15 protein-coding genes and 1 tRNA gene are annotated in these 13166 nt (G+C 53.4%); 4 read left to right on the top strand and 12 right to left on the bottom strand.

Features of this window, described 5'->3' with window-relative positions; translation table 11 throughout:
• Positions 1-6: 6 nt before the first annotated feature.
• The 3 genes from ACFQPC_RS12805 to ACFQPC_RS12795 form a co-directional block, all read right to left on the bottom strand.
• Complete coding sequence (locus ACFQPC_RS12805) at positions 7-1578, bottom strand: ABC transporter ATP-binding protein (RefSeq protein WP_382272315.1); 1572 nt, start codon at positions 1576-1578, stop codon at positions 7-9.
• A 4-nt stretch (positions 1579-1582) separates the two neighbouring features.
• The gene (locus tag ACFQPC_RS12800; protein WP_382272314.1) at positions 1583-2572 is read right to left on the bottom strand and encodes a BMP family protein; all 990 of its coding nucleotides are present in this window, start codon (positions 2570-2572) and stop codon (positions 1583-1585) included.
• A 270-nt stretch (positions 2573-2842) separates the two neighbouring features.
• Positions 2843-3934 (bottom strand): porin, encoded by a 1092-nt coding sequence (locus ACFQPC_RS12795; RefSeq protein ID WP_382272313.1) that lies wholly within the window; start codon positions 3932-3934, stop codon positions 2843-2845.
• A gap of 441 nt (positions 3935-4375) precedes the next feature.
• Between ACFQPC_RS12795 and ACFQPC_RS12790 the strand changes: the two genes are divergently transcribed.
• Both ACFQPC_RS12790 and ACFQPC_RS12785 read left to right on the top strand, forming a co-directional pair.
• Positions 4376-4600: a glycine zipper 2TM domain-containing protein gene (locus ACFQPC_RS12790; protein WP_041296728.1), complete on the top strand. Its 225-nt coding sequence runs from the start codon at positions 4376-4378 to the stop codon at positions 4598-4600.
• Positions 4601-4684: 84 nt separating this feature from the next.
• Entirely contained in the window at positions 4685-4834 is a 150-nt protein-coding gene (locus tag ACFQPC_RS12785) for a hypothetical protein (RefSeq protein ID WP_382272312.1), read from the top strand.
• 86 nt (positions 4835-4920) lie between these two features.
• Here the strand turns inward: ACFQPC_RS12785 and pyrR are convergent, their stop codons facing one another.
• Genes pyrR through ACFQPC_RS12770 form a run of 3 tightly spaced genes read right to left on the bottom strand, consistent with a single transcriptional unit; the run spans position 4921 to position 7244 of the window.
• A complete protein-coding gene (pyrR, locus tag ACFQPC_RS12780) occupies positions 4921-5436 on the bottom strand; it encodes a bifunctional pyr operon transcriptional regulator/uracil phosphoribosyltransferase PyrR (RefSeq protein ID WP_382272311.1) in 516 nt (171 codons plus the stop codon).
• Positions 5433-6299 carry an oxamate carbamoyltransferase subunit AllH family protein gene (locus tag ACFQPC_RS12775; protein WP_382272310.1) on the bottom strand — a complete coding sequence of 289 codons (867 nt, stop codon included), beginning with the start codon at positions 6297-6299 and terminating at the stop codon, positions 5433-5435. Before ACFQPC_RS12775 ends, pyrR begins: the two co-directional genes overlap by 4 nt.
• The gene (locus ACFQPC_RS12770; RefSeq protein WP_382272309.1) at positions 6300-7244 is read right to left on the bottom strand and encodes a carbamate kinase; all 945 of its coding nucleotides are present in this window, start codon (positions 7242-7244) and stop codon (positions 6300-6302) included.
• A gap of 351 nt (positions 7245-7595) precedes the next feature.
• On the opposite strand from ACFQPC_RS12770, the gene ACFQPC_RS12765 reads away from it, so the two are divergent.
• A complete protein-coding gene (locus tag ACFQPC_RS12765) occupies positions 7596-8504 on the top strand; it encodes a LysR family transcriptional regulator (RefSeq protein ID WP_382272308.1) in 909 nt (302 codons plus the stop codon).
• Between the two features lie 97 nt (positions 8505-8601).
• Here the strand turns inward: ACFQPC_RS12765 and ACFQPC_RS12760 are convergent, their stop codons facing one another.
• Positions 8602-9177 (bottom strand): outer membrane beta-barrel protein, encoded by a 576-nt coding sequence (locus ACFQPC_RS12760; protein ID WP_382272307.1) that lies wholly within the window; start codon positions 9175-9177, stop codon positions 8602-8604.
• 240 nt (positions 9178-9417) lie between these two features.
• Positions 9418-9493: transfer RNA gene (locus tag ACFQPC_RS12755), tRNA-Arg, on the bottom strand.
• A 208-nt stretch (positions 9494-9701) separates the two neighbouring features.
• Between ACFQPC_RS12755 and ACFQPC_RS12750 the strand changes: the two genes are divergently transcribed.
• A complete protein-coding gene (locus ACFQPC_RS12750) occupies positions 9702-10265 on the top strand; it encodes a c-type cytochrome (RefSeq protein WP_382272306.1) in 564 nt (187 codons plus the stop codon).
• A gap of 59 nt (positions 10266-10324) precedes the next feature.
• Here the strand turns inward: ACFQPC_RS12750 and ACFQPC_RS12745 are convergent, their stop codons facing one another.
• The 4 genes from ACFQPC_RS12745 to ACFQPC_RS12730 form a co-directional block, all read right to left on the bottom strand.
• Complete coding sequence (locus ACFQPC_RS12745) at positions 10325-10729, bottom strand: hypothetical protein (RefSeq protein WP_382272305.1); 405 nt, start codon at positions 10727-10729, stop codon at positions 10325-10327.
• A 15-nt stretch (positions 10730-10744) separates the two neighbouring features.
• Entirely contained in the window at positions 10745-11137 is a 393-nt protein-coding gene (locus ACFQPC_RS12740) for a phage holin family protein (protein WP_382272304.1), read from the bottom strand.
• Positions 11138-11154: 17 nt separating this feature from the next.
• Positions 11155-11457 (bottom strand): ElaB/YgaM/YqjD family protein, encoded by a 303-nt coding sequence (locus tag ACFQPC_RS12735; RefSeq protein ID WP_382272303.1) that lies wholly within the window; start codon positions 11455-11457, stop codon positions 11155-11157.
• A 275-nt stretch (positions 11458-11732) separates the two neighbouring features.
• Positions 11733-13166: a dihydrolipoyl dehydrogenase gene (locus ACFQPC_RS12730; RefSeq protein ID WP_382272302.1), complete on the bottom strand. Its 1434-nt coding sequence runs from the start codon at positions 13164-13166 to the stop codon at positions 11733-11735.

Here is a 13166-nt window from a genome sequence, read left to right as displayed (position 1 = left end):
ATTCTCCTAGTGCAAATGGCCGGACATCATGGCGCCGATTTTTTCGCGATTGGCCGGATCCGCCGGCAATTCGCCGACGATAGCCCCGCGATACAAAACCGCCACACGGTCGGACACTGCAATCAATTCATTCAGGTCGCTGGAAATCAGCAAGACACCCAGGCCATTACTCGCTGCGGTACGAATGCGATTGAAAACCGCTTCCACCGCACCGACATCCAGGCCGCGTGTGGGCTGTGCCGCCAACAGGAATATCAAAGGATCCAGCGATAGTTCCCGGGCCAGCACCGCTTTTTGCTGGTTGCCGCCGGACAGGCTGGACATCGGCGCATTGGGACTGGTGGCACGCACGTCGAACTCGCTCATCATGGTCGCCGCCTGCTTCGCCATTTTTTCCCGGTCGAGCAAACCGAAGCGGGAGAATTTTTCCAGTGAACCGAGGAATAAATTTTCAGCAACGCTGAGTTCCGAGATACATGCAACGGCATGCCGGTCTTCCGGAATGATGCCGGCACCGGCATCGGTGATGTCCTGGGCTGAACTGCCGGTCAGGTCTTGTTCACCTATCTTCATCGCACCGCCGGTCGGTGTCAGCAAGCCCGCGATGATGGCACCGAGCTCGCTTTGGCCATTGCCTTCGACGCCTGCGATGCCGACGATCTCACCCCGTGCGACCGACAGATGCACGTCGCTCAGGCGTGTGACGCCATCCTTGTCCTGGAATGACAGTCCCTGTAACTGCAGGGCCGGCAAGCCAAGTGAACGGCTGTTGACAACCGCGGCGGCCACTGGCGTAGCGTTCGCTGCATCCTGATCTGCCTCGCTCAGTATGCCCAGCGTTGCAGCGAGTACGGAGTCACCGGACTTGACGTCACGACCCACCATGGAACGCACCAGCGCATGCATGTCGGCTCCTTCCATACAAACGCTTTCCACAATCCGTCCCTGGCGCAGGACGCTGGTGCGATCGGCAACCTTGGCAATTTCCGCCAGCTTGTGTGTGACCAGGATCACGCCACGACCGCTTTCCGCCACCTTGCGGCAAACCGTCAGGAGCGAATCAACTTCTTCCGGCGGCAATACGGCAGTAGGTTCATCCAGCAATAACAGGCGAGGATTGCTCAACAGGCATTTAATGATTTCAATGCGTTGCCGCTCGCCCACCGACAGGTCGCCGACGATGCAATGCGGATCAATCTTCAAATCATATTCATCCGCCAGCTCCTGCATGCGCCGGATAATGAAATCCTGTTTGAGGATGGCTTGCGCCCGCCCCAGCATCAGGTTTTCCACCACCGACATATTGGAAACCAGGCTGAAGTGCTGGTGCACCATTGCGATTCCCAGCTCAAGCGCATGCGCCGGTCCACTAGGACGGAATTCGCCACCGTCATATTTAATAAGGCCGGCATCCGGCCGATGCACACCAAAGATCAGATTGCATAAGGTCGACTTCCCTGCACCGTTCTCACCCAGCAGGCAATGCACTTCGCCGGCTTCGACGTTGAGGGAAATATCATTCAGGACCAAATGCGAACCAAAGCGTTTCGTAACGCCCGCAATTTCCAGGATCGCCATGGTTTTATCCCACCCGGACTTTGATTTTGCCGGCTAGCAGCGCGTCCTGTATTTCCTTAACCTTGGCCTGCATTTGCGGCGTCATGCCACCGCACACTTCTATGCCCGCCGATTGCGGACCCATTGCAAGTCCGAATGGCTTGTACTCAGGCTTCCAGGTCCCCGCGACCATTTGGTCGATTGCATACTCCAGCATGAACCCGATGCCGCTCACGGTATACGCCAGGTACAGCGGGTTTTTATCAGCGCAATAATTGGTGTAGCTGCCGATCATCCTGGTATTTTTGTCGCGCGCCGCCTGCTCCATGCCACGTACACCGAGGTTCAGGATGTTGTAGTGCACATCCGCGCCCTGCCCGATGGCGGCCAGTGTCGCCTCTTTGGCTTTGGTGACATCATCAAAGTCACCGGTGTAAGTTTCAAAGTATTTGATATCAGGTTTGACGTAACGCGCACCATTACCGAATTCCTTGCCGGTGTTAACGATGGCCGGGATTTCGGCACCACCGACATAGCTGACCGCACCGTTCTTCGACGACATCGCGGCGACCGCACCTGCGATAAAACCGATCTGTGCCTGGAGCACGTCGTATTGCGCGACATTACTGGTTGGAGTACCGGTGGGGCCGACGATAGAAAATTTTACTTTGGGAAAACGTTGTGCGACCTTGAGCACCGATGCCTGGGTCTGGCCGGCAGCACCGATCACCAAGTCGTTTTTGGAAGCCAGCGACACCAGCACTTGTTCCATGTCACCGAACTTCACGTTTTCAATAAATGAAATTTTTACCTTGCTGCCGTAACGCGCTTCGGCACGCTTGATGCCGTTGTATGCCGATTCCATCCAGCCATGGTCCAGTTTTGAACCGGGCATCAGGATCCCGATCTTGATCGGATCCGCAGCCATGGCAAACGGCGCAAGGCCATAAGCGAGTGTGCCGGCACCGGCGGAAGTGGCAACTGTTTTCAGAAATGTTCTACGGCTAGTCTTCATGCTTGTCCCCTTTATAGGTATGTTTGATTACGATTAAGCAGTCCGAGAAAGTCAGCACAGGTCAAAACTGACCATCTACATTTTGTTTTTTGGCATCAGGAAAATACTTATGGGCTAGATTGAAATCGATCTTAGAAATAGGGTTTCCCTTTGTCTACGCCCCCAACCGTATGCTGTGAATTCACAGCATGAATGGTTGGAATCCGATTGCTTTCAGCAACTACAAGACAGCAGTCATGTGCCACCCTGAGCGGGGCGGCACACAGTTCGTCAGAAGCGATGGCGCATACCCACGGCAACGCTGACCGCATTTGCGTAATCTGTGGTTTTATCGTTCATGAGGAAGGAGTAGAGATCGGTGCGCTTGGAAAGGAAGTAGTCATAGCCGACAGAAACCGTCGTGCGTTTGACATCTGAAAACAAGGCGCTCTCGCGTTTGGTCTGGGCCACCGCGCCCAGCAATTTGCCATTGCCGATTGGTACGCTCAGACCCAGCGTGCCGGTCTGGTCCTTGAGGTCGACGTCATGCGTCGCCCGGTCGTATGTGGCAAAGAACTTCAGGTAGGAAAAATCATAACTGCCACCGACAAACGCGAGCTTTTGCCGCGTTGCCACCAGGTTCGGTCCGCCGGGTACCGGTACCGATAACATTACACTCGGCCCGTTCGGCACGATGGGATTGTCGACCGGATTGCCGACCTGCACATCGTGATAAGCCAGCCCCAGCGCCAAGGGACCGTTTTGATACAGTGCGTTCGCCCCCTTGTTGTTCTTGGATGAATTGCCCGCCGCTTCGCCGAACTGGTAGTGCAGGTTGATGGTCAGGCCGGCAAATGTTGGCGAGGTATAGGCAATCGAATTGCTCCATGCGCTATCCGTACGGCCAAAGGTACCCGGGAATACATTCGTACCGACGATAGTGTGCAAGACCAGTGGCGACAGCGAGAAGGAATCCTCTACCGGATTGAACATATACAGCGGCAAGGTCGTCGGCGGCGTCATGCGACCCAGTGTCAGTTTGCCGAAGCTGCCTGATAAGGCTACGTTGGCATCACGCGCGAAAAAGGTATCGCCGCCAAAACGACCGTAGGCGCCGTCGTCAATGCGGTAAAACGCACCAAGGGCAAAACTTGCCTTCAGGCCGCCGCCGAGGTCTTCAAAACCCTTGAAGCCTATGTATGACGTTGATAAACCACCGCTGTCAATTTTGGATGTGCGCGCTGCGTCACCACTGTTCCGCATGGAGCCCATAAAGCCGTCTGCTATACCTTCCATGGTGACGGAACTTTGTGCCCGCGAAAGGCTGCTGTAAGAAAGGATGGAAGCAGTCAACAATACGCTGAATAATATTTTTGATTTCACGATTCGTCTCTTTTATTAGATTAATTAAATGTGAGTAACAGCTGTTGCATACGAAAATTATTTCCGGTACATCTCCACCATCGATGCCAGTGCGGATTGAACACGTGTGAATTTTTCACGTGCATCTTTACTGGCAAAGATGGGAGCTGATACTAGGAATGGATGAAATGTGCGTCTACGCACGCTGGCGAATAGCCTTGATTCACACAATGAATGGCGCACTTCTTTTGCCATGTGTTCACTCTGTACAGCCTGCATTGCACAGGCAATTCATATTCATGATCCCTTGCATTCATCGTCGTAATGCAAAACGGCAATTGACTCATGCCAACAAACAACTTTCTCGCCCCCAGGGTGCGCTAGCGCACCAAGCGCGGGGAATTATTCAGGTAAGTTGGTAGTCAATCTTATGTACTCATTGATAATTCAAAAGGATTCCCCATGAAATCGACACAGAAAATTCTCTTCTCGGTGCTGGCCGCCACTGTATTGCTTGGCGCTGCCGGTTGTGAAAATATGTCACATCGCGAAAAAAGCATGGCAGTCGGCGCTGGTGCCGGTGCAGTCGGTGGTGCAGTGTTGACTGGCGGCAGTGCCTTGGGCACAGTCGGTGGTGCAGCAGTAGGTGGTGTGATTGGTAACGAAGTCGGCAAAAACAAAAAGTAAATCTGAAACCGCGAGTCAACACATTCCAGGAGGCAGTAAATGAGCAGATATAAAAACGGGGCAATTGCAGCAATGGCGACGGGCATGCTGGCCTTGGCTTTGGCCGGGTGCCATAAAGAAGGTCCTGCCGAAAAAGCGGGGAAAGAAGTGGATCAAACCATGAACAAAGCCGGCCAGCAAATTGAAAAAGCCGGTGAAAAGATTGAGAACACTGCCAAGGACGCACAAAAGTAAGCCGCCTGGCAGCATAGGTATAGGTGAACGGCAGAGTTGCCGTTCACCTGTTTTTATTGGCACGCCAGTAAAAACAAAGCTCACGCTTAGCGTGTCGCTTTTTCTTCGTTTTCGTTGAGATGAAAGATCAGGCAACCTTCGTTGTCGCGTATCAGTTTCAGTGATTGCGTGTAAGGCAAATTGATGTGCTTCGCACAAAAAGTTTCCTTGACCGGTAATTCATGCCCGCCACGATTCACCACTACCGCCAGTTCGATTTTTTCCGGCCGGCCATATTCAAATACTTCATTGATCGCAGCGCGTATCGTACGTCCGGTATAGAGGACATCGTCAACGATGATGATCTGTTGCCCATTCATATCAAACGGAATTTTCGATCGGTGCACGCCAAAGTTCAACTGTCTGTGCCCGCAATCATCGCGTTGATAGGACACATCCAGCGTACCGATCGGTGAAGTCAGTTCAAGCGCGGTGCGCAGGTATTCCGCGACCCAGATACCACCGGTATGAATTCCTATCAGTTTGGTCGACCTGTTAACATGCGGTCGCATCAGGTTGGCGAGGCGTCGGCACAAAGCCGTACCGTTTAACTTGGACCTCATATTGAATGTCTATCACGCAAAGACACTTGCCCGGTAATCCCGACAATAAATCCGCTTAACATGTCCCAACCGGAGGAATGGCCGATACTCACCAGTTCGCGGATCGCCGCCAGGGCTTCGTCTTGCGATTCGCCATGGACCAGCGCTTCAGACAATCGATGCAGCGGCGCAAAACTTTGTGCATGTACCAGATCCGCCATCAGGGTCGCACTGATGATGTGGCTGCGATCCCTGGCCTTTGCAATCAGGCGTCGCCCCACTTCATCCCAGGCATCGACATCCAGGGCATTCCCTTTTTCCAGCAATGCACGCCCAAACAATGCAGCACCGATGAAGTCATCCCCGGACGGCGTCATGCCGGAACCGAAGCCGATCAGCGGCAGCGCCGCCTGGTAGACATGTTCGGGACTATCCTTGCGGAAGCCACAGGCAATGTTTTCAATATTGCGGATCGCCAGCTTGAGTGGATATTCGGGCTCCTGGTCCAACAACATCGCTCCGAAGCCCCTGACGGGACCAAGTGCATGCAAGGGCTCAAATAGTTGGCGGCAGGCAGCGATGAGCTGCGGTAAGTCAACAGCTGTCAGCACGCTGCGTCGCGGATACCAGGGACGAATATCGCCGGTATCAAAATGCTGCAACTTGCCCTTGATGATGAACGGTTTTTCCAGGATGACGGCGCGCGGATGCAGTTCCGCCGGGTCGGAACCCAGCCATATGATTTCACCGCATACGTGCAGGTAAGGAGTATGGGCAAACCCGGGGATCGATTGCGCATCGCCTCCTGCCGCGGTCAATGCCTCATATGCCTTGAAACCGATTATCTTGATGGTGTTTTCAGTAATGTTTGCAATGGAATTCATTTAGGGCACTATCCTTGTACCAGCCCGCCCCTGCAACGCTTCAAACGCATGCTCCAGGGAAGTGATGATGACGCGCCGTCCGCCATTTTCCAGATACTTCAGCGCGGCACTGATTTTGGGGCCCATGCTGCCGGACGGGAACTGGCCGTCTGCCATGTAACGGGCGGCATCGGCCATGCTTATTTCGCTTAACAGGCGCTGGCTTGGCTTACCGAAATCCAGCGCCACACGCTCAACACCTGTCAACATGACCAGGGTTCCTGCGCCTATCTGGTTTGCCAGTAACGCGCTGGTGTAATCCTTGTCGATGACTGCCGGCACGCCGTGGAACTCACCATGGATATCCCGGATGACCGGAATCCCCCCACCACCTGCGGCGATCGGGACGACCCCTGCCTTGATCAACGCTTCGACGGCGGCAATGTCCAGAATGCGCAACGGTATCGGTGACGGCACCACACGCCGGTAACCGCGATTGGAATCTTCAATAAACTTCCATCCTGTTTCCCTGGCCATCGCCTCGGCTTCTCTTTTGGTGAAGAATTTCCCTATCGGCTTGCTCGGTTTCAGGAAGGCAGGATCATCGATAGCTACCTCTACCTGGGTAATGATGGAAGAAACACTGACATCGATCTCATGTTCATGCAGCACATTCATCAGGGTCTGCTGCAGCATGTAACCCATGCCGCCCTGCGAATGGGCAACGCAAATATCCATCGGCATGGGCGCGAGTTCATTCGCGGTCTTTGCCATGCGGTAGAGGATATTCCCGACCACCGGCCCGTTGCCATGCGTCAGGACCAGCTTGAAACCGCCTTCCAGCAAACGCGCCAGATGCTCGCAGGCGACCTGGATCAGGGCGAATTGCTCTTCCGCCAACCCCTTGATATTCGGTGGATAACTCGCATTGCCGCCAAAGGCGATCACTATCCTTTTGTCATCCATCAACATCTCATTGCTCCCGGTCTGATCTGTTTTCAGCTTGAGTTTCTGGATTCATACCGTGCTTCGGGGGACTGCGGGAGATCGTGACAGGAATGCATGTACCGCTCATTCCGGCATCCATGCACTCTGTTCCCGCTTCTATGCAATTACGGTACTCATTGCGAGTTATCAACTCTGGCTTGCGATACTTGAAGAGAATTTAAGGGTGGGGTTCACATTTGTCTATGTGGCGTTCGATATGCAATGCATACGTGTTATGAATACTGCGACCAGGGCATATTGCGAATTTAATGTGATATATAGTTTGTTCGAATCAGTATTGCGTTTCCCTGCTTCCTATATGCACAAGATATGAACATTGCTTCCGTAGACCTCAATCTACTCGTTGCCTTTGATGCGATCGTCAAAGAACGCAACGTGACGTCTGCCGCCGTTCGACTCGGGGTTAGCCAGCCGGCCATGAGTAACGCTCTTGCACGCCTGAGAATTATTTTTAACGATCCCTTGTTCGTACGTACCAGCCAGGGCATGCAGCCTACCCCCTACGCCGAGCAGCTGATCGAGCCGGTCAGTCGCGCATGCGAACTGATCACGTCCGCCCTGCAGATCAATTCCGTGTTTGATCCGGCCACCACAACCAAAACCTTTTCCTTCTATATGACGGAAATTGGCGAAATCCTGTTACTGCCGAAACTGTTGAAGCACATCCAGGTCGCTGCGCCGAATGCCTGTGTACGGGTACGTCGGATTCCCGAGCAAGGTGCAAAGGAGGCGATGGCCAATGGCGAGATCGATTTGGCGGTCGGTTTGTTTCCCTACCTGAAAGCAGGGTTCTACCAGCAGCGGCTATATACCGACAAATTCGCATGCATAGCACGCCAGGGTCATCCGACCGTGCATGACAGCCTGACACCACAACAGTATGTGGATACACCGCATGTCATCGTGATGTCGGCCAATACCGGACATGATGCGGCCATCGAAAAAATTTTACTGACCGAGCATTTGCGCCGCAAGATAGTCATGACTTCGCAGAATTTCCTGGTGCTGCCGATGATCATCGAGCAAACCGATGCGATCGCGACGATTCCTTTCCGCATGGCGCAAAAGATCGCATCTTATTCGACCAACATCAAAATCCTCGAGTCACCAATACCTTTCCCGAATGTCGACATTAAGCAACATTGGCATGAACGCTTCCATTACGACCCGGCGAACAAATGGATGCGTGATTTGATGGTTACGCTTTTCCGTGAATAGCAAGACAAGCGCCATCCCTTTGCGTACCAGAGCCAAACAGGTGCGCTTCAAAAAGAAAAAGCCTGCATCAGCAGGCTTTTTTTTACAGGCCGAATGATCAGAACTTGTAACGTACACCGATCGAAAGCAGGTTTGCCTTCAAATGCAAGCCATCCACTTTAACGATTTTGCCGAAATCTTCGTACTCAGCCACTACCGAGACGTTCTTCGTGAAGTTGTATGACGCGCCCAGACCCAACAAAGTGCTTGTGTGGTTTTCTTTTGCGCTCTCGCTCACACCATTTTCTTCTGCATACACTTTTGTGCGATTGAACGATGCACCCACTTTTGCAAACAGCGAAAATTGTTCATTCACAGGCAATGTGCCTGTTACTGCGAGGTAGAAAGCACTCGGTTTGGAGCTGATCGAGCCAGAGTTGGCGCCATCAACATACGATGCCTTGCCTGTGCCGAGTTTGTTGTAGCCAGCTTCAAGGCCAAAGTTTTTATTGAAACCGTAACCACCGTAGACTTTGTAACCGGTGCCGCTATCTGAAATCGAACCGATACCATCCACCGACAATTTCTGGTCGCTACGTCCAACGTTGACACCTACATATGCGCCTTCTGCGTATGCGGCCATTGGTGCGGCCAAAGCGGTGCCAAGCAAAACTACCAGTAACTGTTTCTTCATTGTTTTCATCCGTATTAAAAGTTGTTTAAGGGAAACTTGCCGGCCGCATTTTATCTATTTAGCAAGAAATGGGACATCCCTTAAATATGGGATACGGCATATCTTGGCCACCAAGCTGGCCCAATCCAGAATACGCGTATCGGAACAACGAAACTCTCAAAAACGACTAATGAAAAGCAGGTGTCAAAAGACAACCGTATTGCTCGCTGGATTTACAACTATTTGATTTACAAGACTTAATGGTGCGGCTGGCTGGAATCGAACCAGCGACCCTTGGCTTCGGAGGCCAATACTCTATCCACTGAGCTACAGCCGCATGAAGGACTACTGAGGAGGCCTGCAGGATACCGTTTTTCTGCCTTTCCGTCCACGTAAAGCGACGTTTTCCCGTTCCCTATCATTTGCTTTGCGTCTATAATCGAGCGTTTGGCGGCATTGTAATTGTGTTATCCGCCTGGGCATGCAACGCGTAGCAAGGGAGCATGCGCCCGTAGAACGATTTTTATAATTGTATTGAGGGAATAATGAGCGACGCACACCACGAAGAAGAATCCGCGATCAAAACGCCTAAGCAACTCATCCTGGCAATCCTGGCAGGTTTCCTGGTCCCGATAGTCTGTATCGTTTTACTGGTAATGTTTGTCACCAACGAAAAACACATAGGCGCCGGTTCCGATGGTTTGTCACCTGAAGCGGTTGCCGCCCGCATCAAACCGGTAGCCGATACCGGCTTCACACTCAAAGATGTGAATGCACCGAAAGTCCTGAAAACAGGCGATGAAGTCTTCAAGATGGCATGTGCCGCCTGCCACGCAACCGGCGCAGCTGGCGCTCCTAAAATGGGCGACACTGCAGCCTGGAGCGCACGTATTGCCCAGGGTTACAGCACACTGGCCAAGCACGCGATCGAAGGTATCCGCGCCATGCCGGCCAAAGGTGGCAATCCGGATCTGGACGATATCGAAGTTGAACGCGTCGTGGTCTTGATGGCCAACAGCGCCGGTGCAAAATTCGCCGAGCCGGCCGTACCGGCACCTGCTGCTCCTGCAGCGGCACCGGCGGCAGATGCCCCAGCCCCTGCCAAGTAAGCACAACAAATAAAAAAGCCGACTTGAAGTCGGCTTTTTTTTCGTTCATTCGCACGTAATTACAAATGCTCGTGCAATGCGACGTGTTTGGCTTTCTTTTTCTTCGACAGGAAGTACAGCGCAGTACCGGCACTGCCCACCACCAAAGCGCCACGCAGGACAGGCCGCAAGACCGAACGTTTGGTCAGCAAGGATACGCCACTCACGACCAATGGCAGCAAGCGACGCAGTCTTTCACCGGTCAGGCTTTTCAAGTCGAACAGATCCGAAACACTCGCAAAGGCTGACTGCGCGCGGACACTGACCAAACCGATCGCCGTCTTCGCAATCGCATCCGCACCGAGGTTTTCACGTACGACATTACGTGCTTCGCCAATCGCAACACGATAGGCTTTGCATTGCTCAAGCAATCTTTGCTTGCGTTGTGCCGACGACTCTTCCGGTTCCTGATGATGTGTAGTCATGCAAATCCTCTTGGCTTACAACAGCGCGTCATGGTCATTACGCAATTCAGCCATGGTTGCCGGCATCGACAGTTTTCCTTCCCGCAGCAGGGACTGGACATACAACAGGATGCCAACCGCGATCGCCGTAAAGATAATCGCAAGTATCAATAATATCTTCCAGCCAAGCGCAGGCCAGCTGAGATAGACAATCAATGCACTCCAGTAGCCGATGGCAAACAACGCGACTATCGCGCCAAGTACAAACAGCGCGACCAGTTTCAATGCATTGGCACGGACTTCAGCCAGCTCAAGCGCTGCCAGCTCGATGCGGCTCATCAACAAGCCGAACATGTTTTTTGCAAGATTGACGGCACCGCTGACCAAGCCGGGCCTGAAATCCGAAGGACGCGGAGTTTGCTGTTCCATATCGAATGCCGGGTGACTTATTTACGCGAGATCAAAAGCCCCACCAATACGCCGACACCAGCCGAAATCGCCACTGCGCGCCATGGATTTTCATGCACGTAATCGTCCGCTTTCTCTGCCACTTCCTTACCGGTTTCAATCGCGGCAGCTTGCACTTCATGTGCTTTTGTCAGTGCGTTATCCAGCAATTGCAAACCGCGGTTACGCAACTCATCTGCGCGTTCGCCGGTCGCGCTGGTAGCTTCACGAAATAATTCCTGGGCGTCTTTGACTAAGGTTTTCATATCGCTCCGTGTGGTTTTCAAGGTAGATGCTTTCATAATAAGGCCCCTTTTTTTCTGGCTGGACAAAAGCAGTGTCGCGTTTTCAGTACGGATCTGTCAAACGGGCCTGCGTTGAGATACTGCATTGCGATTGACTATGATACTGCCATTGTGTTCTGGATTTCTCCGGATACTTATATAGGCAATCAGCGCTGTGACCTGCGCATTATTGTTTAGTTGCAATCGCGTAGTTCAGTTTTATCATACTTTGCCTGGCGCGAATAAGCGTTACCGCACATTTGGCGCAAATAAACCGCCTTGCGCCGAAGCTTTCAGGTACCTGGCGTGCAATCGGTGCAGTGCTCGATGGCATCCTCTTCTTTCAGCAGGTTTTCCTTCAGTTCGCGCAAGGCAGTCCGCAGCCCCTCTTCCACCACCGGGTGGTAGAACGGCATATCCAGCATTTGTCCCACCGTCATCCCGCTCTGACACGCCCATGCCAATAGATGCCCGATGTGTTCAGCCCGCGGCCCCACCATTTCGGCACCGAGGAAGCGATGCGTACCGCGCTCGCCGTAGACTTTCAGCAAGCCGCGATTTTGTCGCATCACACGGCTGCGCCCCTGATTCGCAAACGAAACCTGTCCGACTTCAAATTGCCGCGGCTTGAGATCATTACTGGTTTGCCCGACCACTGCAATCTGCGGATCAGTGAAAGCAATCATCAGACGGGTACGCCGCAGACCTGCCACGACTTCCGGGAAGCGCACTGCATTGTCACCAGCGATACGTCCTTCATCTGCCGCCTCATGCAGCAGCGGGCGGTCATTATCCGCATCACCCGCAATGAAAATCGCGCTATTGCCGCATTGCATCGTCAATGAATCGAACAAGGGGATACCTTGCGGGTTTAATTGCAAACCGGTGTTTTCCAGTCCGATATTCTGTACATTCGGTGTACGACCGGCAGCTGCCAGCACATACTGGAAGTGCTCGGTACGCTCCTTGCCATCCTTGTCGCGCGAGACGAATTCGACCTGCTCGCCCACCACTCGCGCTGACACCACGCTGGTATTCAGGCGCAAATCCAGATCCGCACCTATGCCATCGATTGCGCTTTGATTGACCCCCGCATCGTCCAGTTGCGCGACCCGACCGCTGCGCCCGAACAAGGCTACGCGCACACCCAGGCGCTGCAAGGCTTGCCCCAGTTCCAGTCCGATGACGCCGGCCCCAACTACGGCTACCGATTCCGGCAAATCGTCGCGTTCGAAAATATCGTCACTGGTAATCACGCGCGAACCCAGCCCGCGCAGTTCCGGCGGGATCTGCGGCGTGGAACCGGTCGCAATCACGACGCGCTCCGCCATCACTTGCGTATCGTCGCCGACTTGCAGGTAACCGGGAGAAATGAAACGAGCATAGCCGTGCAGGCGCTCGGCCGGGTCTATCGATTCCACGCTTTCCACCACGAAGCCGACAAAGCGATCACGCTCGGATCTGACGCGCTGCATGACTTGCTTGCCGTCTATGCGCACAGGACCAGGATGTACACCAAAGCCCGGTGCCTCACTCGCTGCATGTGCAGCTTCGGCTGCCGCGATCAGCAACTTGCTCGGCATGCAGCCTACGCGTGCGCAGGTTGTACCGTATGGGCCGCCTTCTATCAGGACCGCGGTTTTGCCATGCGCCTTGACTGCACGATAGGCCGACATCCCGGCACTACCGGCACCAATTACTGCAACGTCGAATGTGAGTGTTTTCAT

This window comes from Herminiimonas glaciei, assembly GCF_042664955.1.
GTDB lineage: Bacteria > Pseudomonadota > Gammaproteobacteria > Burkholderiales > Burkholderiaceae_D > Oxalicibacterium > Oxalicibacterium glaciei.
This window is presented reverse-complemented; position numbering and strand designations above follow the sequence as displayed.

Excerpts from the sequence above, each read along its gene's own strand:
- ACFQPC_RS12805 (WP_382272315.1), bottom strand. The coding sequence starts at position 1,578 with ATGGCGATCCTGGAAATTGCGGGCGTTACGAAACGCTTTGGTTCGCAT.
- ACFQPC_RS12800 (WP_382272314.1), bottom strand. The coding sequence starts at position 2,572 with ATGAAGACTAGCCGTAGAACATTTCTGAAAACAGTTGCCACTTCCGCC.
- ACFQPC_RS12790 (WP_041296728.1), top strand. The coding sequence starts at position 4,376 with ATGAAATCGACACAGAAAATTCTCTTCTCGGTGCTGGCCGCCACTGTA.
- ACFQPC_RS12785 (WP_382272312.1), top strand. The coding sequence starts at position 4,685 with ATGCTGGCCTTGGCTTTGGCCGGGTGCCATAAAGAAGGTCCTGCCGAA.
- pyrR (WP_382272311.1), bottom strand. The coding sequence starts at position 5,436 with ATGAGGTCCAAGTTAAACGGTACGGCTTTGTGCCGACGCCTCGCCAAC.
- ACFQPC_RS12775 (WP_382272310.1), bottom strand. The coding sequence starts at position 6,299 with ATGAATTCCATTGCAAACATTACTGAAAACACCATCAAGATAATCGGT.
- ACFQPC_RS12770 (WP_382272309.1), bottom strand. The coding sequence starts at position 7,244 with ATGGATGACAAAAGGATAGTGATCGCCTTTGGCGGCAATGCGAGTTAT.
- ACFQPC_RS12765 (WP_382272308.1), top strand. The coding sequence starts at position 7,596 with ATGAACATTGCTTCCGTAGACCTCAATCTACTCGTTGCCTTTGATGCG.
- ACFQPC_RS12760 (WP_382272307.1), bottom strand. The coding sequence starts at position 9,177 with ATGAAGAAACAGTTACTGGTAGTTTTGCTTGGCACCGCTTTGGCCGCA.
- ACFQPC_RS12750 (WP_382272306.1), top strand. The coding sequence starts at position 9,702 with ATGAGCGACGCACACCACGAAGAAGAATCCGCGATCAAAACGCCTAAG.
- ACFQPC_RS12745 (WP_382272305.1), bottom strand. The coding sequence starts at position 10,729 with ATGACTACACATCATCAGGAACCGGAAGAGTCGTCGGCACAACGCAAG.
- ACFQPC_RS12740 (WP_382272304.1), bottom strand. The coding sequence starts at position 11,137 with ATGGAACAGCAAACTCCGCGTCCTTCGGATTTCAGGCCCGGCTTGGTC.
- ACFQPC_RS12735 (WP_382272303.1), bottom strand. The coding sequence starts at position 11,457 with ATGAAAGCATCTACCTTGAAAACCACACGGAGCGATATGAAAACCTTA.
- ACFQPC_RS12730 (WP_382272302.1), bottom strand. The coding sequence starts at position 13,166 with ATGAAAACACTCACATTCGACGTTGCAGTAATTGGTGCCGGTAGTGCC.